This window comes from Enterococcus sp. AZ095b (genome assembly GCF_051714725.1).
GTDB classification, from domain to species: Bacteria; Bacillota; Bacilli; order Lactobacillales; family Enterococcaceae; genus Enterococcus_B; species Enterococcus_B pernyi.
The window spans coordinates 572,848-596,330 of sequence record NZ_JBIOSL010000001.1 but is presented as its reverse complement, the minus strand read 5'-3'; the positions used below and the strand labels follow the sequence as shown (position 1 = coordinate 596,330).

The 23,483-nt window shown below is 37.9% G+C and carries 21 protein-coding genes; 5 read left to right on the top strand and 16 right to left on the bottom strand.

The genetic code is table 11. The annotated features are described in order from the left end of the window. Nucleotides 1-7 precede the first annotated feature (7 nt). The 3 genes from IGJ99_RS02795 to IGJ99_RS02785 form a co-directional block, all read right to left on the bottom strand. Nucleotides 8-1,093, bottom strand: coding sequence for a DUF916 and DUF3324 domain-containing protein (locus IGJ99_RS02795; protein ID WP_153830450.1), 1,086 nt, complete (start codon nucleotides 1,091-1,093; stop codon nucleotides 8-10). A 75-nt stretch (nucleotides 1,094-1,168) separates the two neighbouring features. Then, the gene (locus tag IGJ99_RS02790; protein WP_010736239.1) at nucleotides 1,169-1,972 is read right to left on the bottom strand and encodes a WxL domain-containing protein; all 804 of its coding nucleotides are present in this window, start codon (nucleotides 1,970-1,972) and stop codon (nucleotides 1,169-1,171) included. A 22-nt stretch (nucleotides 1,973-1,994) separates the two neighbouring features. Continuing rightward, nucleotides 1,995-2,366: a hypothetical protein gene (locus IGJ99_RS02785; protein WP_023519160.1), complete on the bottom strand. Its 372-nt coding sequence runs from the start codon at nucleotides 2,364-2,366 to the stop codon at nucleotides 1,995-1,997. A 265-nt stretch (nucleotides 2,367-2,631) separates the two neighbouring features. On the opposite strand from IGJ99_RS02785, the gene IGJ99_RS02780 reads away from it, so the two are divergent. Beyond that, the gene (locus IGJ99_RS02780) at nucleotides 2,632-4,149 is read left to right on the top strand and encodes a helix-turn-helix domain-containing protein (protein WP_023519159.1); all 1,518 of its coding nucleotides are present in this window, start codon (nucleotides 2,632-2,634) and stop codon (nucleotides 4,147-4,149) included. Nucleotides 4,150-4,365: 216 nt separating this feature from the next. Here the strand turns inward: IGJ99_RS02780 and IGJ99_RS02775 are convergent, their stop codons facing one another. The 7 genes from IGJ99_RS02775 to IGJ99_RS02745 all read right to left on the bottom strand — a co-directional run bounded on the left by IGJ99_RS02775 (nucleotide 4,366) and on the right by IGJ99_RS02745 (nucleotide 13,011). Then, nucleotides 4,366-5,529, bottom strand: a complete 1,164-nt coding sequence (locus IGJ99_RS02775) for a hypothetical protein (protein WP_023519158.1) — start codon at nucleotides 5,527-5,529, stop codon at nucleotides 4,366-4,368. Between the two features lie 144 nt (nucleotides 5,530-5,673). Then, nucleotides 5,674-6,819, bottom strand: coding sequence for a pectate lyase-like adhesive domain-containing protein (locus IGJ99_RS02770; protein WP_438770561.1), 1,146 nt, complete (start codon nucleotides 6,817-6,819; stop codon nucleotides 5,674-5,676). A gap of 210 nt (nucleotides 6,820-7,029) precedes the next feature. Further along, the gene (locus IGJ99_RS02765; RefSeq protein WP_438770560.1) at nucleotides 7,030-7,383 is read right to left on the bottom strand and encodes a hypothetical protein; all 354 of its coding nucleotides are present in this window, start codon (nucleotides 7,381-7,383) and stop codon (nucleotides 7,030-7,032) included. 52 nt (nucleotides 7,384-7,435) lie between these two features. Further along, the gene (locus tag IGJ99_RS02760) at nucleotides 7,436-7,993 is read right to left on the bottom strand and encodes a hypothetical protein (protein WP_194179903.1); all 558 of its coding nucleotides are present in this window, start codon (nucleotides 7,991-7,993) and stop codon (nucleotides 7,436-7,438) included. 25 nt (nucleotides 7,994-8,018) lie between these two features. Continuing rightward, complete coding sequence (locus tag IGJ99_RS02755) at nucleotides 8,019-8,537, bottom strand: hypothetical protein (RefSeq protein WP_194179904.1); 519 nt, start codon at nucleotides 8,535-8,537, stop codon at nucleotides 8,019-8,021. 32 nt (nucleotides 8,538-8,569) lie between these two features. Next, the gene (locus tag IGJ99_RS02750) at nucleotides 8,570-11,269 is read right to left on the bottom strand and encodes a BspA family leucine-rich repeat surface protein (protein ID WP_438770559.1); all 2,700 of its coding nucleotides are present in this window, start codon (nucleotides 11,267-11,269) and stop codon (nucleotides 8,570-8,572) included. A 266-nt stretch (nucleotides 11,270-11,535) separates the two neighbouring features. After that, nucleotides 11,536-13,011 (bottom strand): helix-turn-helix domain-containing protein, encoded by a 1,476-nt coding sequence (locus IGJ99_RS02745; protein WP_438770558.1) that lies wholly within the window; start codon nucleotides 13,009-13,011, stop codon nucleotides 11,536-11,538. Nucleotides 13,012-14,094: 1,083 nt separating this feature from the next. Here IGJ99_RS02745 and IGJ99_RS02740 point away from each other — a divergent pair. Together IGJ99_RS02740 and IGJ99_RS02735 are read left to right on the top strand one after the other, a co-directional pair. Further along, nucleotides 14,095-14,715 (top strand): hypothetical protein, encoded by a 621-nt coding sequence (locus IGJ99_RS02740; RefSeq protein WP_194179907.1) that lies wholly within the window; start codon nucleotides 14,095-14,097, stop codon nucleotides 14,713-14,715. Nucleotides 14,716-14,887: 172 nt separating this feature from the next. Beyond that, on the top strand, nucleotides 14,888-15,145 hold the full coding sequence (locus IGJ99_RS02735) for a hypothetical protein (protein WP_375152086.1): 258 nt from the start codon (nucleotides 14,888-14,890) through the stop codon (nucleotides 15,143-15,145). Nucleotides 15,146-15,173: 28 nt separating this feature from the next. Here IGJ99_RS02735 and IGJ99_RS02730 read toward each other — a convergent pair whose 3' ends face one another. From IGJ99_RS02730 to IGJ99_RS02720, 3 genes are all read right to left on the bottom strand, one after another. After that, nucleotides 15,174-15,770, bottom strand: coding sequence for a YitT family protein (locus IGJ99_RS02730; protein ID WP_023519150.1), 597 nt, complete (start codon nucleotides 15,768-15,770; stop codon nucleotides 15,174-15,176). A 383-nt stretch (nucleotides 15,771-16,153) separates the two neighbouring features. After that, nucleotides 16,154-16,996, bottom strand: a complete 843-nt coding sequence (gene fghA, locus IGJ99_RS02725; protein WP_194179910.1) for an S-formylglutathione hydrolase — start codon at nucleotides 16,994-16,996, stop codon at nucleotides 16,154-16,156. Continuing rightward, the gene (locus IGJ99_RS02720) at nucleotides 16,977-18,116 is read right to left on the bottom strand and encodes an S-(hydroxymethyl)glutathione dehydrogenase/class III alcohol dehydrogenase (RefSeq protein WP_438747611.1); all 1,140 of its coding nucleotides are present in this window, start codon (nucleotides 18,114-18,116) and stop codon (nucleotides 16,977-16,979) included. Before IGJ99_RS02720 ends, fghA begins: the two co-directional genes overlap by 20 nt. A 312-nt stretch (nucleotides 18,117-18,428) precedes the next feature. On the opposite strand from IGJ99_RS02720, the gene IGJ99_RS02715 reads away from it, so the two are divergent. After that, on the top strand, nucleotides 18,429-18,677 hold the full coding sequence (locus IGJ99_RS02715; RefSeq protein WP_224434882.1) for a winged helix-turn-helix transcriptional regulator: 249 nt from the start codon (nucleotides 18,429-18,431) through the stop codon (nucleotides 18,675-18,677). 131 nt (nucleotides 18,678-18,808) lie between these two features. Here IGJ99_RS02715 and IGJ99_RS02710 read toward each other — a convergent pair whose 3' ends face one another. Next, nucleotides 18,809-19,108: a hypothetical protein gene (locus IGJ99_RS02710; protein WP_023519146.1), complete on the bottom strand. Its 300-nt coding sequence runs from the start codon at nucleotides 19,106-19,108 to the stop codon at nucleotides 18,809-18,811. Between the two features lie 413 nt (nucleotides 19,109-19,521). Beyond that, nucleotides 19,522-21,351, bottom strand: coding sequence for a glucose PTS transporter subunit IIA (locus IGJ99_RS02705; RefSeq protein WP_010736253.1), 1,830 nt, complete (start codon nucleotides 21,349-21,351; stop codon nucleotides 19,522-19,524). 273 nt (nucleotides 21,352-21,624) lie between these two features. Here IGJ99_RS02705 and IGJ99_RS02700 point away from each other — a divergent pair, with 273 nt between their 5' ends. Beyond that, the gene (locus IGJ99_RS02700; RefSeq protein ID WP_010736254.1) at nucleotides 21,625-22,824 is read left to right on the top strand and encodes an enolase C-terminal domain-like protein; all 1,200 of its coding nucleotides are present in this window, start codon (nucleotides 21,625-21,627) and stop codon (nucleotides 22,822-22,824) included. A 374-nt stretch (nucleotides 22,825-23,198) separates the two neighbouring features. Here the strand turns inward: IGJ99_RS02700 and mazE are convergent, their stop codons facing one another. Further along, nucleotides 23,199-23,426, bottom strand: a complete 228-nt coding sequence (gene mazE, locus IGJ99_RS02695) for a type II toxin-antitoxin system PemI/MazE family antitoxin (RefSeq protein ID WP_023519142.1) — start codon at nucleotides 23,424-23,426, stop codon at nucleotides 23,199-23,201. Between the last annotated feature and the right edge of the window lie 57 nt (nucleotides 23,427-23,483).

Sequence of the window (23,483 nt, the reverse complement as noted above, 5' to 3'; positions counted from 1 at the left end):
TCCTCCTCTAGTCATCTGTTTTATTTTCTGAAAGTGTATCCATGTATTTTTCTTGCATTAGTTTTGCTTTTTTCTTATTTTTGTATGTCGTATAGGCGAGTACACTAATAATGATCACGATTAGAACGATTGCTGCAATCAACCACCAGTTGGTATCTTTAACGGAAACATCTGATTGGTTCAAGCGTCTTGCTTCGTCTGCTGTCACATCAAAAGTTTCTTCCCAAGTCCATTCATGTTCGCCAGAGCGAGCCGTCATATTCAGCACATATGTCCCGCTTCTAAAACGTTCGCCATTGAGTGAGATTGGAAAATTAAAATTGGAGTTAGGTGCCATTTGCATCATCTCCTCTGATGCTCGATATAAAATCGTATCAGATCCTTCTCTACGTATCGAGGCTTCCACACTTAGTTCATTCACAAAAGTAGGTAAGAAATTCTGAATCGTCGCACTAAAAGCGTTTCTATAATTTATTTGATCCGCAAATACATCTAAAAGCGCCAATTCTGGAACAATCGTTTGTGTACGATCATTACTCGCTACGACACCAATTACATAAGAAAAAGAATTGATGATCTGCATTCCTTTATCCTCAGAATCCTCTTCCTCTTCTTCTTGTGTCACTTCGCTTAGTTGTAAGCCACCGGCTAATAATCCTTCTACCTCATCCTGAGGCATAGTGAGGGTTGTAACGATCCGTTTTTCCTCTCCTGCTTCTAAACGAATGGGTTCATCTTCGACATCCAGTAAGTCCTTCATTTCCACTTTTAATGTAGGATCGGGCTGGTCAGTTTCTCCGCCATATTCAACCACACCATTGATATTTGTGTAGGCAGTATGAGCTGTGATCGAGAGATCGATCGGGATATTTCTAACATTTTTCACCACTAACGTGAGTTCTTCTGTTTCTCCTGGTTGCAATTCCACATCAAAGTAGCCTTTATCATCCCCAAATTGACTTTCAGGCGTAATTGTGCGAACACTAAAATTTAGTTCACCATTGGCAAATACCTCTTGAGAAAAACCAACAAACCCGATCATTACATAAAGCATAACCAGAAAAGATGCTGTAAACTTGTTAAATAAAGGCATAGTTATCTCCTTTCTAAAAAACAACGATGCTGACTGCATCGTTGTTTTTTATCAACCTTTCAAATCTCTAGCTAGTTAATTGATATTTGCCGGTGTTGCAGACAATGTCCATAATAAATTAGTCGTATATTTGGAATTAGCATCTGTACGTGTTGTGCCAGGTACACTTAATTGTACAGAAGGATTAGCCAATCCTCCATCTACTTCACTGTCTTGCACTAAGTTGGTTTTATCTCCCCACATGGCAGTACTTAGTCCATAGCCTATGTTGCTTCCGGCAGTCATGATCACGCGGCTATTTTCCGGAATCAACGTGAAACCTGAATTTATCGTTGGTAATTCGTCACTTGTATTTTGAGCTGTCCCATTCGCAAACTTGACTTGAGCACCATTTAAGCTTCTTTCCCCATTCGTAAATTGTGCTTCTTGTTTCAATGCCAGGTTCCAACCTGTTAGGTCTTCACGTAAGTCACGTACTTGAGCAAATTGTGCACGTGCAGCTTGTTTTGTCGCTTCATTGACCCATGGGCTATTCATATCAGGATTAGGAAAATCAGTTGATTCTTCATCGATGTCAAACCACCAAGCGGCAGCTGGATAAGATTGATCTAATGCTGAATTTTGACGTAAACCAAAATCATAATCACCAACATATGCAATTGCAAAAGCACCATCTTGAGTAGGAGGTACGATGACTTCTTCTGGTCCCGGGTTTGGATCAATTGTTTCACCGTTGTCCTCATCCGCTTCACGATATTGAATCTGTCCATTCGTTTTTAGTGTTCCATCCTGATCTGTATTGTCTGCATGAACAACCATACTTCCTGTTGCTAGACTTGCTAATAACACTGACATTGATACTAGTTTTAATGCTTTCATTTATTCGTTCTCCCTATTTGTTTTATTTTTTTGTAAAACATCTACTTGATAGTGCGACTTGCTCGTTTATTTTCTTATCTCTTCGTTTTAACCAAGTTCGAATGACCCATAAAAGAATTAGTAGACCCAGCAACCCGTAACTTGGTATCACTTGATTTAATTTTGGTAATTGTCCATTTACCTGTACATATTCGTCTCTATCTGAGGGTTGCGCCTGCTCTTCAGAAGGTGGTTGTGGTTTAGGGTCCCCTTCATAATCGATTTCTCCGTAAAACCCTACATTCTTATTCGTTTCTACAGAGGAGCCTTCTGCCGCAAAGACTTGAACTGGTTGATGAAGCATCCCAAGAAACAATAAAATGGTCCATAACAAATACCAAGGCTTCTTTTTCACATTTATTTCATTCCTCCTATTCTAGGTAACTACATTTATTTTCTTCTAAATAACATTTTTATGACTCAAGTTTGTTTTTTAGAAGAGTACATTATATACTTTAAACAACACACGCATTCTTTCGCAATTAGCGTTTTTCACCATACTCTGAAATTATTACTATTTACTAATTATACTTAATAGATATAATTTACTTAAAATTAGCTACACCTAAAACAAAGAATCAACTACCCTAAACTAAACTGATCTATGAGAGGTGGGTACATTGAAAACATTCCAACTGAATTTCATTACCAATAAACCACTGATACGATGGCTTCAAATCCTCAATGAATTTGAAAAGAATGCTTGTTGCAACGCGAATGACTTAGCAATACTTACTGAGAGCACTTCTAGAACAATTGGTAAAGATATCTGTCAGATCCGAGATTATTTTGAAGATTCGATCACGATTGAATCTACCCATCAGGGGTATGTATTCAAACAATTAAAATTAGTTACTTACGAAGAGAAAAAAACTGCTTTACTTGAGAACGAGCCACTTTTTTTAATTCTTGAGAAAATTTTTTTTGCTGAATTATATACCCTTGACGATTGGTCCGATCAGTTACATCTCTCTAAAACGACCCTCTTGAAATACCTCAAAAAAATCCAATCACAGTTAGTTCATTTTGATTTGGATATCACGCATGATCCCGTAAATATCATTGGTCAAGAAGCAGATATACGACATTTTTTTTGCACGTTCTTTTATGAATCTGAAATCACTCCGCACACCATCTTCCCTTCTGTTTCCGCTCAGCAAGCGGTGAATGAAATCAGTTGTCTGTATAAGAATGACTTCTATCGAAATACCTCATTTTTCTTATACACTTACTTACTTTATATCTCGGTTGAGCGATTCATGCAGGGAAATACTGTGAACGTAAATAACCACTTACGCTGTGTCCTGACTGATCGGATGCAACAAGTACATGCCGAAAAAATAAATGACGTAATTGAAAAATATTACGGCATCCGTTTGCCTGAAGATGAACTGATTTTCTTATTCTGTAGCATTATTACACAGAGAAAAATGAGTGATATCATTGTTGAAAAACAATTTTGTTCAACATACAATCAGTGGCCAGAAAGCAAACGACTTGCAAAAGAGTTTCTAGAGATATTAGACTGTAGCGATGAAAATAAGCTCGTCAATCTGATCTTTTTAGAATCTTTTTTTACAACCGCGAAACTGAAAGAATATTTGTGCATTTCTGCTAATCGAAATACGCAAGATATCAATCGATTTATTAAAAAAATCTTCCCGAATGAGTGTCGTAAGTACCAATATTTTCTAGAAAACAGCTCGGCTTATCATTCGCTATACTCTCATGACTTTTTAGTAGATTTCGCTTCTAGCCTAGTGATCTACGTTGAAACCATTCGAGAACGCTACTGGAAAAACAAAAAAAATATTGCCTTTCTTTTTGAAGGCAATAATCATGTCATACAGTTCATTGAAGCCATATCGAATAAATATTTTATGGAATATCAATGTGTGTTCTATCCAAACGCTAGTGAAGTAAACAAGAACTATCTTCTTAAAAACAAGATTGATTTTTTGATCACTAATCATCCTGAACATGTAGAAGAATTCCAAGAAGTAACAGAATGTATTCTTTTTCGGTCTATTCCTTCTGCTTCTGATTGGAATCGCTTGCTCGAAAAAATCAATCCGAAAATCATCAATCAATATTTTTTAGCTGACAAAACGAGCTTTCCCTCATCCATATGCGAATGATAAATCCACCATACTCCAATGGCCTTTCGAATGGGTCTTTGCTAAGCAGATTTTAACTATGTCTACGATTACTCCTAACCTTGGCTTACGATTATTTTATCAGCACCTGTATCATGAAATGCTTGTTGTTTAGATTTGCAAATATGTATCGATTTTTAAGACAAAAAAACTCCCTCAAATTGAAATAATCTTTGAGGGAGTAAAAACGTGATAACGTTAGTCGTTCATTGATTCAGTTGAGGGAAATGTATCTGGGTACAGCTGACTAGCACTTCCAGCAGTATACTCTCGATAACCATTGAACCCTAAGAAATTCTGTGTAAAGCTATTGATGTTCGAAGAAACCACTTGACTCCCATTTGCACCACTTAACTGTGTTTGTAGATGAGCTGTCCAAGCATGAGTCGGTGTTGGTCCAAAATTATTATTCGCCCAGAAAGCATTTCGAACGGCATTGATCTGGATATTTGTTCCTAACGTATGGATCAATGGACTAGAATAAGCGGCAGAACCCGTTTGTCTTAAATGGATTTGGTAAGGATTATCAATTGTTAAATGTCCAGATCCAAGGACTTTTACTACTGGCTCTCCACCAGTATGATCTGCTTTAAATGTTGAGAATTCCCCCACATACATCCGACCATTTGTTGAAATTTGTACAGGTGATAAAATATTCGAATTGACAGTCAAACTACCGTTGTTGATCACATTCAATTGATTCGCCACGATGGCTTCATTCATGATCACTTGGGAGCCAGAGTCGATTTGCACTAGACCATCTGTTCGGATAAATGGTTGTTGTCTCTGTCTTGTTTGTTCATTCCCAACAACCAACGTATTCCCAGAAAAACTTACTGTTGAACCAGAGACACCTTGTATAAATGGTTGTCTGACTTGGTTTCCGTTTGTAACAATTGGTCGATTCGAGCTAGAGTTAAAATGAACATGTCCACCAAACCCTACATGTAGGGAATGATTATTATTCATATTGATAGTCGAATTATTGAGGAAATTGATTGTCACCGCTCGATTGACTGTGTTTAGACTAGTTAAAGCGCTATTGAAACTTGAAGTGACATTGATTACTGACACATTTGAATTATTGATGGCACTTCTAAATCCAGACCATGTTCTTACGGATGCAGTTGTGCGATTTTGATCATCTACAAAAAATTCCACGTCCTCATCATTTGTAAATGTTTCCCCATACATTGATAATGTTTCCCCATCTTTCAGAAAAACACCACCAGCAGTTTCGCCTTCTGTCAATAATTGTGCTTCTGGTACGATTTCACTTGCAGCGACATTCGTTACTGAAATTGGGCCAGCAAGGAGCATACCACTTAATAATAAGGTACTCATCAGAGTCATTCGTTTCATTTTCTTTCCTCCATTCATTTGATAATTTAAGATTAACGAAGAACTCACATTGAATCAAAAGTGTTTTTTCGTGACTATACGAAATTTTTTAATTGATTCTTTCAAGGTTCTTCAAAAGCTGTTGTGATTTCTACTTCAATCATGTTACTCCGGGAATGTATCAGGAAATAATGACATCTCCATTCCAGCAGTATATTCTCGATAAGAATCAAATCCTAAAAAATGATTTTCAAAACTAACTGAATTTGAACGAAGAACTTGCGAACCATGGGGGCCACCCAGTCGTGTCTGTAATTGACTATTCCAAACATGGGTGGGACGAAAACTCATATTATAATTCTCCCAAAAAGCGTTTCTCACGGCATTGATTTCCATGAGTACGGCAGAAGAATCGATCAATGGAGCGACAAGCCCGCCGAAGCCAGTCTGTTTTAAATGTATACTGTACGGATTATCAAAAAAAATCTCCCCGCCAGTCATTTTGATCACTGAATGACTCCCCCCATGCGTCACTTTTAACGAAGAAAATTCACCGACTCTAATCGTCCCATTGATCCCCATTTTTATGGGGGTGATTTCATGTGCGCGTAATTCTAAACGACTATAGTTGATCACAAATAAATCATTTGCTTCGATTGCTTCATGTATCCTTACATTGGAGCCAGACGGAACCTCGATCAATCCTTCTGTTCGAATAAAAGGTTGCTCTCTCAGTTCAGTTGAACCATCTCCGATGACCACCTCACCTTCTAGACGAATCGTACTCCCATAAGAACTTTGGATAAATGGTTGCTTTAATTGATTTTGACTAACAAATATGGGCGACTTGGCGTTCGCTTTGATTTCTAAAGTAGAATGCTTTGCCAGCTTGAGTGCATGATTATTTTCTAAATCTATACGAGCAGCATTGATAAAATTGATCGTCAATGGGCGATCAATCGTATCCAACGAATGAAAGGTCGTATTGAAGCTAGCTGACACATTGATAACGCTGACATTTTGATCATTGATAGCATTTCGAAATTGGTACCACGTTCTTACCTCCACTGTTTTACGATTTTCCTTGTTTACGACATAGTACGCCCCATCTTCACTGATAAAATGATGGACGTTATCGGCTAATGATTCACCATCTTCCAGCAAAATCCCATTGACCGATTCTTTCACTCCGATTCCAAGATTTGTTTGGAAATCATGCATTGTCGCTCCACTTGTTGTTGAACGTACAAAGAGTAAGCCTATTATTCCTCCTAAAAAAAATACCAAATTGAGCTGCATAATTTTTTTCATATCTAACACGCCTTCCTTTTATAAAGCGATCATACCTGAAAGCAAAATGGAATATCAAAAATGTTTTTTCTGCAAAGCAAGAATTTTTCTGTTTTTACAACTAGAAGTTGTGCTCATTCGGCATATACATCCACCATGAAACGAACAAACCAATAAGCCCCTTTCAATGACGGAGACCTATTGGTTTGTTTCTTCTTTATTATTTTGTTTTTAGTAACTATTCTTTTTCGGACGTTTGTTACCTGAGCGATGATTCTTTCTAGTCGAAATAACAAGCCAGGCGGTAACGAGTAAATAGCCAAGCCACAAGAAACACTGACCGCTCAAAGCGTTTGTTTTTGGTAGCTTCCCTTGTTTTAGTTCGGAAATATCAGCGACAAGGGTGTGCTTCTTGTCCTCGTTTCCATGTGATCCATTGATCGTTCCACTTTTTTCTGTGCTAGTGTCTTCTCCAATTCGTCCAGTGACAGTGATTTGTCCCGTTGTCGTATCTGCACCAACTACCTCAGTAAGCAATCCATTAGCGATAATAAAGAATAGTCCCGTGATATAGAACAACTTCATTCTTCTTTGCATACGATTGATCCATTCTTTTTGGGATTTAAGTGATTCTTTTTTACGCTACATTAGGAGAGAAACTCAAAACTAATTTAAATGTTGGGTTTAACTCTGCTGAGGCATTGACCGGCGTGACTTTACCAGTGAAAGTAAATTTTCCTTCATTCGTCCCTTGATTTCCTTGGAGTCTGAAAAGTTCAGCTACCGTTTCTGTTGGCTTGCCATCTTCAAACAAATCAATCGTATTCACTTTCAATGAGTCTACTTCAGCCATATTCGTTGGTGTATCTACGCCAGAAACGGAAGCAATCACGCCAACAGCAGAATTATTCGTAATCGTGTGTTCAGGTGACGTAATTGTGGTATGATTTGAGGCTTTTGTTGTGTAAAATAAGGCGGTTGTTGGAATCGTCACATTGATCCATTGATCCAAATCCTCAGGATTTGGTCCAGGTGTCGTATTATCGAATTCACCGATGATCCCCCGTACAAGAACGTCTCCTGACGTCTCTCCTTCACGCCCGTCAATCACTTGCTCCGCTCTAGCGATTGTCCCAGTTGCCATAATCCCTGCGATTGTTGCTGTACTTAGAAGTGCTGCTACTATTTTTTTCATCTAAATTCCCTCATTTTCTTTTTTTTTAGTTTTTAACGATAATCATTACTTCCGCCTCAGTGACCCCTTGTTTTTCTTTTGTTTCAGGGTCATAAATATTAACGGTGGCTTTAGCGGGATACTCCCCTTTAGCTAGTTGTTTTTCCAATTTTACATTTTCTACGAATTGGTTCGGATAGATGGCACCAGAAGAATAAATCAGCTCGTCACTAGACATTAAAGAAATATCTACTGCGATCGGATAAACATTCGTTCCAGGATTGACAATCTCGATCGATCCTTCACTCTGTCCGTTCTCAAAGACGGCTTCTGGATTGATTTGTAATGTAAAATAATTGGCATCGGCTACTTCTTGCGCTCGATCCGCCAATTGTTGATCAGAGGCATCGCTGACCGCTGGTAAAAGATCCGCACTGACCAATGGAACGTGATCTTTTGGTTGATTGAAATAATAGGCGAGACCACCGGCAATCAAAGAAAATAGCAAAAACCACAAGAGCCATTTACGCTTATTTTTATTTTGTGCTTGGTTCGTTTCCTCCAATGGCTTCACCTCCTTGTTAACTATTTTTTTCTTTAAGTTCGTGGGACGAATCGTAACACGATTCGATAATTAGGCACGAGCATGTGCTCGTAATAGCCTCCTTGCTCAATATCAGGGTTATCAACCCACCGTGGATAATTCCCATAAAATTCTCCCGATAAGGAAAGGGGGGTACGATCTCCTTCAGATAAACGAATCAAATGTTGCTCTGACATCGTTGCGTATAACTGTTTTTTAGTCTCTTGCGTTTGGAGATGCAAGCGCAACAACGGCTTCGTAATATCCTCATAACTAGGATCTTCCACTGCACTTTCTGCATAATCCAGTGGATCTTCCCCTTTTTTTAAAAGAACGATTCCAGCAGAATCATCAATAGCAACTTGGTTGATATACGTATCAATAGCTACCGAAGATTGGTTGTGGATCTCATAGGTTTGGCTCTCAAACTGGCGGTTTGATTCTTTTTCGTCATACAATGATTCAAAAATCATTTTGACAGGAATCGTTACCCGCAAATGTTCAACTTTTGAGGTCAGATCGATACCGATCGTCATCTGATACGCTTTATTGCCGACTTCAAGAATCGCGTAGTAACTTCCGTCTTCTTCGCTATCTAACGAAAGATCGGTCTCAACGATGCGAAAATCATTGGTCATGTCTTCTTCAGATAAGATATTTTTTGCTTGTGCACGACTTTCTTGAAGAATAAGCGCATGTAATGCTTCGACAGTAGCTAACTCATTGAGCTTAGAACGATCTAACGTAAAGTTATTGCTCCGATAATCAATCCCTTTGATGACTGTTTGCTCTTCTGCTACATCACCAGTTGTGTCTCCTGAAGGTTTGGACAGTTTGATTTCGACCGTTGACCCCGTTTCAAGCCGTTCATTTTCTGTCAAATTGATTTGGAACGAGCGAACCTTCTCCTGGGTATCTTGATACTCTCCCCAGACGATGCGAGGAGAATCTTTTTCAAGAACTACTGTACTTCCTTCTGTGTTTTTATAGGTAATCGTCAAATGGTCAACTGATTCTGTGGCATGACCATGAATCGCTACAGATTGGTCACTCACAGGGTCAAATTTGGCAATGAGTTGTTCAGGAGGAACTGGCTCCCAGATATACGTACCTGGATAAGTGCCATCATAGTTATTCATAAACTCGGTTGAGTTTTCAAAGGCGATAACCCCAGTTCCGCTCGTTAAACTTTCTTCTAAAACCCACCGTCCTGTATATTGATCAGTTATTTCAATCTGTGGCAAATTTGTCGAACCAGCTGATGACGTGGGTGGGAAAACCGTTTTTTCTCCCAGAACGATTGTCTTTAAAGATGTATTATTAAACATAGCTACAACTAAACTTAAGCTTGCTGTATTCCAATTACTGATATCTAATTTTGTTAAAGAATTTGCACCATTGAACATAAACATAGTAGAAAGTAAAGCTGAGGTATTCCAATTTCCTAAATCTAGTTCTGTGATTGAGTTTGCAGATTGGAACATAAAGCTCGTACTAGTTACCTTCGATGTATTCCAGTTACTTATATCCAATTCGATTAAGGAATTTGCATTTTGAAACATGCTACTCATAGTTGTGACATTCGACGTATTCCAATTACGTACATGTAACGTTTTCAACAAAGAAGCACCATTGAACATATAGCTTATATCGGTCACATTTGATATATTCCAATTATTCAAATCTAACTCAGTCAAAGAACTTGCGAAATTGAACATAGAATTCATATTTATTACATTTGATGTATCCCAATTACGTAAATCTAATTCTCTTAGATTTGATGTGCTAGAAAACATCCACCTCATGTTTTCGACATTTGAAACATTCAATCTGTCAGTATTCTCAATTACTTCCAGATTTTGTAAGTTTGAAAACAGACTCTCTGAATTTTTTGGTAGTATCACTTGATCTTCCACGATGATTTGTTTGACCGAAGAGTAGGTTTTCCATGGAGCATCTGCTACTTCGCCAGCTTCTCCACCATATAATGTGATTGTTTTAGTTCCTTCTTCATACGACCACGGGACCGTTCCCCATAGATTCTGTTCAGGCTCGTAAGTATAGACAACCGTTTGTTCTTCTACTCTAAAAGTCCCAGAGGCATTTTCGGGAGTCTTACTCAATTGCCAACCACTAATACTTAGCGCTGCGGTTGTATAAGTTTGATCAACTAAACCAGTCAGCACGCTAGGATCAGCTAATTGATTCCCTGCCTCATCTTCATGCTTTACAGTAATATTTCCACCTTGAACTGGTTCAAAAACTGCACGAATCACAGAGTTTCCAGCTTCCCTTTGGTTTACACTAAGATCTTCGCTATTTGAATCAAATATAAATATCGGACCTGAAACGACTTCCCAATGTAAAAATCGGTATCCTGGGTTAGGGAATGCCCTCATATTCCCTAAATTTCCTCCTACCGGAAGCCATACCACACTCGATCCTGAATCAGTTCGTCCAGGATTGCCTCCAGCGGGAGGGCTTGCAACTAATTCTAAACGATATTCAGTAGCACGATTACTTACCTCTTCACTTTCTTTTTTTCCCGATTCTTCTTGCTTTTCTGGATATTCCGTAATTGCTGCTACTTCATGATTATCAGAAGAGCTTGAATAATCATGTGCATAGGTTAGTTGAAATGGGAGCTGGGGTAAAAGCAAAATCATGATCAACAATAACTTTCCAATGATTCGGCTAATTTTATTTATGTTCATACCACTCCTCCTAGTATTTGACCTACTGTATTATTCTTATTAGAAACTTATAGCGAACAAAGTTTAGACATTCTTTTTATCAACTGTCATTTTTTGTGGGCTCGAAGATAACTCTTTTTTCAAAAATTCTGTAAGTCAATTTGCATGTTTATTACTTCACTAAGATTACATTGATTTTTTAATGAAATAAAATCATCTATTTCATTAACGTCTGAAATAGATGAAAAAAAACAGTCGCTATTTTTATTAGCAACTGTGGAAAAATATTAATTATAAGTTTTACGATAAGGATTTATTTTTCTTTCTAATCGTTTCCAATCATGTTCATCTGGAACAGCTTTTAACAAAAGAAAATCGGTCTCAATGATGTAATCTAAAAGATAGCGATTGTAGTTTGTCACAATTAAATCAATATGTGCGGCGTTCAATACTTCTTCTGCTAGATAATAAAGTGGCAAAAAAACTAATGTATGTTTACTCCCAAATTGTTGACGTACACGAGTTATAATTTGTTGACAAACAAAATGATCCCCTTCCAGAAGAAAGTAAATTGTTTTACTTGGTAAATAAAAATCGAAAATCAAATTACTATAAATCGTTAAACTCACACTTATATCTTCCATGTATTTTGAAGAAATAGAGTAGCTTTTCCTTTCTTTTTTTAAAAAACCTAAATTCCGCTGATAATTCTCATTATCTGAGCGTATGACTGCTTTTTTTATCTCTATCGCCTCTTTATTTAACACAGGTGATAACAAATCATTTATTTTTCTAGATAGAAAAAACGAGCGTAAGAATGTTGTGATTTTTTGATCAATATTTTTAGGGAAATCAAATTCCTTTAAATATCGATTCGTGAGTTGAGAAATTTCTGTGCCTTCATGAAAATCTTTATAAAACTTTTTCTCTGATTCTTCATGATCTAGGGTACGTTTACAGACAGTGACTAAATAAATCCAAGCGAATTCTTCTTTTGATAATTCGACCTTATAAAGTTTCTTGATGTCATCTTTCAAAGAATGAAGGAGAGAAAAATTCTTTGCTTTGTATGCTAATTTCGCTAATTTTCTTGGAATCTCTATAGAAAAACCCAGTCCTGCACGTTTGATTGCGATATAAAAAGTATAATAAAAGGATGCTGGCGTAGTTCCAGATCCAACCTCATCTTGGCCCAATTTATTGCTTAATTTTTTTAAAACCAATTCATGTAATTCAATATCAGGAACAAGCGTATAGGGCGTTTCTACTCCTTCATAATAAAAATCTTTGAAGAATTTTCGCAAATTAGCTTCTCTTCCTTCAATCGACAACGGGTTGGATGCCCACTGCAGTCCATAGCTCTTCAATACTGTGGTTGTTCGATTCAATAGCCGGCGAAAGGTACTCTCTGAAAAATGATAGTGATGGGCAAGTTCATCGATTGTTGATAATTCTCCTAAAAAAATATTCCCGATGATTTCAAATAGACACTCATTCTCAAGTAATTTCTGCTTTTTTTCTTGATACATCGAAGCTTTTTTTTCTTCAAAAAAGATTCCACTATTTCCTGAATCTAAACTGATACAATCATCAAAATAGTCTTTGATGTACTTGATATCATTGGCAATCGTTCGTTCTGTCACTTGCAGTTTTTCGGCCAATTCTCCAATCGTAAACAATCGTCTTCGTTCAATCATACTCAATATTCGAAACAAACGACTCGTCGTTCGATTACTGATAAATGCCAATTGTAAGTCTTTCAATTTTCCACCTCATTTTTTAAATGAACACTTTTCTTTATACTTACATATAAATAACACAACCAATCGGAATGATAAACTATATTGTTTCTCCTTGAAAGAAAAAACGAACGTAAAAGTGACAGATTTTAACGTTCTATTTTGCTTCTTAACCTTATGGTAGTTATGATTTATTCAATAGTTACACAACGCTTTCTAAATGATCATTTGTACCCATTTTTATATTTTTTTCAGGATTCCAAATGAATCCTACTGTTATAAACAGCATTACCAACAAAGTCATTCTTTAAATAAAAAGGACTATTTTTGCTAACTGACCACTCTTATTAGTTATTAACCATGTATGATCAAAAAAAGCTGATACACCTTACATAGAACCAACTTATTTATAACAATTTGTTCATGTATTCTTGCTTATTATCCATAAACTCAAGTTCTTGATCTCCCTTAAAATCCATTTGCTATTATCGTTTTTTGTCTTCCTTGCTCTAGTATCCTACAAAACAAATCCAATAAATAAAAAAACATGTCTTTCTCCTTCGTCAGATAATACGTAGAAGAAATACATGTTGAATATTTTGTTCATATCCAATTAAATAATTTATTGGGATCAACGTGGAGAGTTTTCTCTTTCACCAATACTGTTAACATTAACAACGACTATTTTATTCACTTTAACAATCACTTACCTATGGAATAGAAGATGAGAAATCAGAACGGTAAATGCGTAACCTTATAACCAGTCAGAATAGTCAAAAACCTAGGATAAGAACCAGCGATCACTGTGGTATCTATCCTAGGTTTTTACTGTCTAGCTTGAGCATACATATTTTTTCCCTTAGCCAATCCACTCATTTACCCCTCTACCAATTAACAGATCTCTGCTTATCTCTTTGATTTTTTCACACCAGCATCCTATTTAGCGACAAATAGCAATCCAACGCCTTTTTTCATTTCGCCTAGATACGCTGACACTATCACCGACAATCCCAATTGCGTACTTACTTTAGTGATATAGACAGATACATCTCATCAACATGCTATAATTGATAGAAAGGAACAGAACCATAAACAAGTAGGTGATCCATGTATTCTCCAATTCAAGTACCCTATATCGTCAACCCAATCTATCAGAAATATTTCAAGTATCCAGCAATTGTCATTCCCTCATTACAAGACTTTGTGATTTGTCTATGGGAACACCAATCCTTGACTCAGGATTCCTACGAAGTGAATGATTTGATCATTCCAGATGGGTGTATCGATCTTTTCATTGATTTCAAAAAGCAATCATCGAATTTTCAGGTATCAGTAAAACAGAGTATGATTTCTATAGCAATTAGTGAGTTTAAGATGCCTTTCAACCTCGACTATTTCTTCTCCCTATCCTATTCTCAACAAAAAGAATATTTTATTGATTACCTCCATCAATTGATTGAAGGACATACACCAAACCAGTTTATCAAATTGATTGATCGATTTAGCCAAATCCCTGCTTCTACAATTCAAGATTTGTGTCAGGATTTAGTTGTAGGCACACGGCAATGCCAACAGTTATTTAAGAAGTATTATGGCATTTCACCGCAACTGATGTTGCTTACATTGCGTTTTCAGTACTGCTTGAAAATACTAACCGATCCTCACGCTAGTGAAAAAAAGTTAATTGCGTTGCATTACTACGATCAGTCTCACTTGATCAAAGATTAAAAAAAACATATCGGCTTTACACCACTCGAATTTGTCCAGCTTTGTAAAGAGTTCAAAGCACAACCTTTGGATTAGATGATACGTCGTGAGCAAAGTGAGATGTCGTGTATTTACAATACAGTCTAAAATTCTCATGCTATAGTTGCTCGATCAAGTTCAGGGAGATGAAATCATGAATAAAATCAAGTGGAAAGGCTTTTTACTTACAACTTCTGATTCAGAAATCGAAGTGATCCACGATACATTGACCTATGACTGGGGACAAAAAGTGTTTCGTTTTTACGACTACGATAAACATATCGTTGAAGTTTCAGAAAGCATTCAAGGTGTCTTCAATCGTCTATATGCGCAAGGATTGAGCCTTCCGGAAATCGCTGAACGCTTCGGTGATCCACTAGAAATTATCAAAGAGCGTTACAGTATCTCCTAAACTCCAAGAATAACTAAATTATCCACCTCTAAGAAGTTTGTCTATTCTCAATAGATTTATAGGATATCTTAGAGAATAGGTTCATCGTTAGAAAAACTAGAATATTTGAAGTCAAGGCAAGTAAAAATTGGTCAAAACCAAAAATACTCCAATTTAGCAGTATGACTATACCATCTATGAAAAACAAGCCTGTAGAGAGTTTTATATTGAAATATTTTTTTAAAATTATCGGTGGAATGGACGTTCCTCCACTAGAAGAATTTTGTGAATAAACAATGGACATACCTACAGAAAAAATTAGACTCCCCAAAACGATCGATAAAATTTTATTTTCAGTAAACATTATTTTAGGTACATAAGTTAACAATAACGGTAGAACTAAGCTGCCATATAAAACTTTCATAAATACTTGTTTACCTAAATAAATGATTGCTAATAGCAACATAACTGAATTTAATGCTAGCACGACGAGTGAACGATTTACTTGAACAAGGTATTCAAGTAATATTCCTAGACCACTCGTTCCTCCAGCAGCAATATAATGTGGGCCAAAAAACATATTGATACTAATTGATAGTATCCACAGCCCCAAAGTAATTGTTAAATATTTGAATAGATTTTTCATATGCGCCTCCTAATATTTTTTAATGCAAGAACACAAAAAGGGATTAGATAAGAATATTCTTATCTAATCCCTTTGGATCCTCCGAAACTTTAATTAAGTTAACACATCTATTCTAAAAAGTAAACCTGTTAATTTTATTTTTTAATTTTGACTCACAGAATTACACCGCTATAAACAATTGAAACTAGTATCCGGCAGAACTCCTTTCACTAATTGGCTTTCGTGGCTCTGTGCATGATCTAGTCAAACTAAAGAGGTATCTCTAAAAAAAAATTTCAGGTTTCACTGCTTATTACTTATAGTTGCATCGTTCTGTCTTCTTCTGATTTTCCAGTTAGTTGCTCGTTTGTCTGACTCACATTCCATCTCTTACAATGGTCTTTTCACTGTTTCAAATAGCTCGCATGAAAAGCAATATGTTGTTCTACAAATGTAGCAATGGTGAAGTAGCTATGATCATAGCCTTCTTCTTTTCGGTAGAAAACTTCGTGTTTCACTGATTCTGCTGCTGATAAAAAAGCTTCTTCAGTGAGCTGGACTTCGTAGAATGGATCAGCCGTCCCTTGTGTGATCAGGATAGGCGGTTGACTGGTTGTTTCTTTTTTGATCAGCTCAGTGGCATCCCATTCACTCCATGTCGCTTGGTCAGGACCTAGATAAGCGGTGAATGCTTTTTGTCCCCATGGTACGTTTGAGGGGTTCGAAATTGGTGCAAAAGCAGAGATCGAAGCAAAGCGTGCTGGATTTTTCAGACCGATCACTAACGAACCATGCCCACCCATGGAATGACCCATGATACTTTCTTTTCCAGAAAGATTTGGGATCAAGGAGTAGATGATCTCAGTCAGCTCTTTCGTAAGATAGTCGTACATTTGGAAGTCTTTCTTCCAAGGTTCTTGTGTTGCATTCAAGTAAAAGCCAGCCCCTTGACCGAGATCCCAATCTTCACTGTCAGCAACATCCCCCCGAGGCGATGTGTCCGGCATGACGAAGGCGATTTGCTGTTCTGCTGCATAGCGTTGGAATCCACCTTTGATACTAAAATTATCATCTGTACTTGTTAAACCAGCTAACCACCAAATGAGTGGGATTTCTTGATTTTCAACAGTGGTTTCTGGTAGATACACGCTGAATGTCATCTCACAATGTAGCGTTTCTGACAGGTGACGATATTTGATTTGTTGCCCGCCAAACGACCGATGTGTTTCAATTTTCTGTAGTTCCATCAGTATCACCTCCATAAGTGAGCATAGTACGAATGGATTCTCCACGATGCAACAGCTCAAGTGATTCATTGATTTGTGTAAAATCTAAACGATGGGTGATGAATGAATCTAAATCAATTCCACCGTTCAAGTAATCTTCCACCATACATGGCAATTGGCTTCGCCCTTTGACACCGCCAAAAGCCGAACCACGCCAGACACGACCAGTCACTAGTTGGAACGGACGCGTGTGGATTTCTTTTCCAGCTCCGGCTACACCGATAATGATGCTTTCGCCCCAGCCTTTGTGACATGCTTCAAGCGCGGAACGCATCACTTCCACATTGCCAATACACTCAAAACTATAATCTACGCCACCTTGGGTCATTTCTACGATGACTTCTTGTATTGGACGATCGTGTGTTTTAGGATCAACAAAATCCGTTGCGCCCATTTTTTTAGCTAACGGCCATTTTTCAGGGTTCATATCGATTGCAATGATTCGTTTAGCATTAGCTTTTTTCAAGCCTTGGATTACTGCTAAACCAATCGCTCCTAGTCCAAAAACAGCTGTGACAGCACCTTCTTCAACTTTTGCCGTGTTGTCAACAGCACCTAACCCTGTCGTTACGCCACACCCTAATAGTGGAACGGTATCTAGAGGAGCATCCTCTGTGATTTTCACCAAATTGATTTCATTGACGACAGTATACTCACTAAACGTACTCGTACCCATATAGTGATAAATCGGCTCGCCTTTGTAAGAAAAACGTGTCGTACCATCTGGCATTAGACCTTTTCCCTGCGTTTCACGGACAGCAGAGCATAGATTGGTTTTTCCTGACAAGCAAAACTCACACTTCCCACATTCTGGGGTATACAACGGAATCACATGGTCCCCCACTTCAACAGATGACACGTCATCACCAACTTTGACAACGATACCGGCGCCTTCATGACCTAAGACCGCAGGAAAAACTCCTTCTGGATCTTCCCCTGATAAGGTAAACGCATCTGTATGACAGACAGAAGTGTACAAAATTTTTACCATGACTTCCGTCGGTTTCGGATCAGCAACATCGATTTCAACGATTTCTAACGGTTTTCCTGGTTCAAATGCTACGGCAGCTCTACTTTTCATTTTTCTTCCTTCTTTCTTATTCCGCTCGTCTGGTTCTTAGTTAGCGAGCGAATCCGCAATCTTTCCACTTCATCGTATCATAGGCTGTGTTGAGAAACAAAACTGACAAACTTGTCAGTATCCTCAATTTCTTTACTTCCATTGGTGAGATTTGTATAATAGCAACTATTGCTGTCGAATAAATAAATCAAAGTGAGGTTCTTTATGTATCAATACCATGAAAAAGAGTTTACCAATACGAAAGATTTAGCCATGCACGTCCTGAGTGGAAAATACAAGATCGTCTTGATTTGATGTTTTTTACAACAACCGATTTTACGATTAAGTGAGATTGAAAAAATGTTACCAGACATCAACCAGCGAATGTTGATTCGCCAATTAAGAGAATTAGAAAGCGATCATTTACTCACACGTAAAGTCTATCCCGTAGTCCCGCCAAAAGTAGAGTATCAATTGACCGAGATCGGGCGCGAACTCTCAACGATCGTCCAACATATCTGCGATTGGGGCGATCATTATTATGAAGTCGTTGCTGATCTTTCAACGGATATAGCGGATTGATTCTGTAAATGATGGAAAGATGGTTTTTCTATCACAGTAAAGACAGTTCTTGAGATAATAAAAATCCCATATAGTTGATAGTAGAATGAACATCTTCTCTTATCGACCGTATGGGAAAGTGGGGAAGTATTTTAAAAAGTTGGGTCAATCAAAAACTCGAATGTTTCCGCTTCCAAAAGCGTCACTTCATCTTGTGGATTTTTGTTGATTTTGTAAGTCACTAATTTTTTGCTCTGTGTGGGGCCAAACATGTTGACTTTGCACAAGATCCAATAGTTTGTCCCAGCAACTACTTGTGTTCCTAATAGCGCAAATGGTATAGCCTCACTACTGTCATCTAACGTTTTGCGTGCTTCTTCTACCAGCTTCTTGTGTTCATCAGTAATCGTTGGTGCGTCTGGAATAGTGATTCCTCCAGCTAAATCAGTCATATCTATCGCCTACTAAGCTTACATCGAAAGCGCTTACCGATTCTTAAAATAAGGATAATTTATTTTTAAAAAAAACATCAAATAAAACAACCCGAAGAATTCCACACACTGAATGAATCTTTTTTATATTTCCCCTCTTTCGCCTATCCACCATACCATTCCCCACTGCATTAAAAACCACTAGCCCTCATAAAACAATGAAAACCAGCTGATAAACCAGTATTATCAAAGTCCCCTAACACCTAGCAAATCATGGAATCGCATAAAATCTATTCATGTTTCACCCGATAAATTAAATAACTTTAAACAAAAATATAGATAACTAAATAAACAAAAAAATAAGGTTATCAACAAAAAAACATACGCCAATCTTTGAAGATGGCGTATGTTCTCTTGATCATGCTATTTTCATTTTACCCATTCAACAAGGCACGTTCCAAGAGCGCTCCAGCTTGGTGCTGCCCTTCTAGGTTTCGTTCCCCGGAGAATTTCGACACACGATCCATGTTCGTGATCACAACGATGACCATGCTCTTTTTCCCTTGACTATGGATATAAGGCAAATCCATTTGAGCAATTTTAGTGTCAACGGTTACCTGATCACCGACCTTTACAAGTACATCGAATCCTGCCCCATTCAAGTTGACAGTATCAATTCCCATATGGACTAATACTTCGACGCCATTACTAGTTTTAATTCCTAACGCATGTTTGGAAGGGAAAATCGTAGTGACTTTTCCGCTGACCGGTGCAAAGATGGCGCCATCGATTGACTCGATTGCAAAACCATCCCCCATCATTTTCGTTGAAAAAACTTCATCAGGCACATCTTCTAAAGGAATATATTCTCCTTTAGCTACAGCGTGTAGATTCACTTCGTTCGTGTACTCAGTATCTTCAGCTTGTTCGTTTGGTACTAAGAAATAAGTGATGGCGAATGAGGAAACCAAAGCGATCACTATCCCAAGTACCGCAAAAACAAAATACTGACCGATATAAGCTGGTAAGCTAAAAATACTTGATAAAATATAGCCGTAGATCCGAACACCGAAGAAACTGATAAACGCTGAAGCGATCGAGCTACCGATTGTAGCCGCCATAAACGCCTTCTTGTATTTTGATAAGATCCCAAATAGCGCTGGTTCAGTGATTCCTAATAGACCAGAAACAGCAGAAGATAGTACCAATGACTTTTCTTCTTTTGATTTTACCTTGAGATAAATTGCCGCTGTCGCACCAGTGATCGCCATGTTCGCCATGAACATCATCGGCATCAACATGTCATAGCCTTGATTCGCAAAATTTTGTAAGGCAATTGGGGTCATCGCATGATGCAACCCAGTAAAGATTGCAATTGGACGGATCGCACCGACCACGATACCAGCTAACACTGGTGAGATTGAGAATAACCATGCCACACCAGCTGCTAAGAGGTTACCTAAATGAATACTGATCGGGCCGATCACTGTGAGTGTCAACAATCCTGCAACAAACAGGGAAATGGTTGGTGTGAAAACCGTTCGTAACACTTGTGGCAACAACTTATCCACCCAACGATAAATGTAGCTGAGTGCCAATACCGCAAAAATGATCGGGATAACTGTTCCTGCATAATTAAAGACAGGAACTGGAATGAGACCAAACAGTTGGAAAGCAGAGATCGAACCTTCAGCAACCGCTGTCGTCATGGTGGGAAATTGTAAAGTTGCAGCGATCGCAATCGCTAAATATGGATTCGTTTTGAAGATCCGAGCGGCAGAAGCAGCAACGAAAAATGGCAAGAAAGTAAATACGCCACTCGCAATCATATCAATGATCAAATACGTATCCGTCTGGTTCGAAATGACATTCAATGCCACTAAACCGGCCATCAAACCCTTGATCATTCCTGCCCCAGCAATTGCTGGTACGATCGGACCAAATACACCGGAAACAGTATCCATAAATAAGGATACGACGCCTTTTTTCTCTCCTTCACTTCGTTCACTTGTTTCATCTAACCCTAATTCTTTCGCAATTGGTGCAAAATAGTCAGCGACTTCTGTACCGATCACGACTTGCAGTTGTTCACTTTGATATTTTGTCCCCACCACTTTCGGTGTTTTTTCCAACGCAGCATAATCCACTTTTTTCTCATCTTTTAAATCAAACCGTAATCTTGTCATACAATGCCAAGCGTTGTTGATATTACTTGCTCCACCCACATGTTGTATGATTTGTTTTGCTATTTCTTCATGCTTCACATGTTCTCCCCCTTATTCTCATCAAACAATGATTCTTGTTTCCGCTTTCACCCAAATAGTAGCATGTGGAACGCCACTTGTAAAACCAGTCCTTTTTAGTAAATAACCAATGAAAAAGCTTTAATATCAACGTTTATAAAAATACTAACGTAAAATTGGACTGATTTTTAGTCGGTTTAGATGTTTTTATTAGACCAAATTGACAGGATGTTCTTCCCCATGTTTCAATGAGGATGCACATGATTCATATTTATGTATATTGGAGTGAAAAAAATGACACCAACGATCATTACAAATATAAAAAGTTACGCAATCAAACCAGATCGTCACAACTTGTTAGTCGTAAAAGTTGAAACAGATAAAGGCGTGACCGGCTTCGGTTGCGGCACTTTCCAATTTCGTCCTTTGGCTGTCCAGACCGTAGTTGAAGAATACTTAAAACCTTTACTGATTGGACGCGATGCGAATCAAATCGAAGACCTTTGGCAAGTCATGAATGTCAATTCTTACTGGCGGAATGGGCCAATCACAAATAACGCCATTTCAGGTGTCGATATGGCGCTCTGGGATATCAAAGGGAAAATCGCTGATATGCCATTGTATCAGTTATTCGGCGGAAAAGCTCGAACAGCAATTCCTGCGTATACGCATGCTGTCGCAGCTAATCTAGAGGACCTCGATCGTGAAATCGAAACATTTCTCGCACAAGGGTATCGTTATATTCGTTGTCAATTAGGTTTTTATGGGGGAAATCCAACGAATTTAGCAACACCTGAACAACCACTTGCTGGCTCTTATTTCGATCAAGAAGAATACGTGTCCACTACGCTATCCATGTTTGAACATATCCAAAACAAATATGGCGATCGTTTCCAAATGTTACACGATGTTCACGAACGCTTGCATCCTAACCAAGCGATCCGTTTTGCAAAAAAAACAGAAAAGTACAATCTTTTCTTTTTAGAAGATATTCTACCGCCAAACCAAAATGAATGGTTGGCTCAATTGCGAAGTCAATCAACGACCCCGATTGCTACTGGAGAATTGTTCAATAATCCAATGGAATGGAAAGAATTAGTTCGCAATCGTCAAATCGACTATATGCGTGCCCATGTCTCACAAATCGGCGGGATCACGCCTGCCTTGAAATTGGCACACTTTTGCGAAGCGATGGGGATACGAATCGCTTGGCATACGCCATCTGATATCACACCGATCGGCTTAGCAGTGAATACGCATTTGAACATCCACTTGCACAATGCGGCGATCCAAGAAAACATCGATGTTCCTGAAAATACGAAACAACTTTTCGGAAATATCCCCACACCAAAAAAAGGCTTTTTCTATCCGATCGAACAAAGTGGGATCGGTGTCACATTCAATGAAGAACAGGCGGCAGAATTTCCAGTTGTCTATCGTCCACACGAATGGACACAAAGCCGTACACCAGACGGCACGATCGTGACACCGTAATTCCAAAAAAAAGCTATCCTTACACGAAATATGTAAGGATAGCTTTTTTTGGTTCCGCTGTATTCCTATTATTATAATAATGAATACACGTGTAAACCTTAGTAGCTTTTTATGTAAAACATAGTTTTCAAAAATCAGTTTCTAAAGAATAATCTAAAATCTGTTTGACTTGAAGAAAATCGTCTCCTCTTAGACGATCAATAAATTCTTTACTAATAATCCGGTCAGTATCAAAACTATGAATTTGTGTAGCGTTCACTCTTCCACGTATCTTGTAAGCATTTGAGGAAACAACTAAAGCTGGCTGCTTTCCTCTTATTTCCCTGCTAAAAGAAGGCGTAGAATTAAGTCAGATCAAATCACCTTGTTGAGGTTCATACATTTTTCCCAATCTCCTCTTTTGCTATTGTTTGCCATCCCTCATCTTCATCCTTTTGAAATGGTTCATCCAATAAAAATGGATTTTCTATTTTTGGTGTGAATATTAATCCTCCATTCTTAGATTTATATACGACATATTTTGATCCAGCTTTAACCTGATACTGTTTAGGAATTGAAATAGAGATAGAATTCCCTACTTTACGAGCTTTTACATTAATCATCATTTATCACTCCTCACACAGCAAATTTTATTATGTAAAATTTAATTTTATAACGTA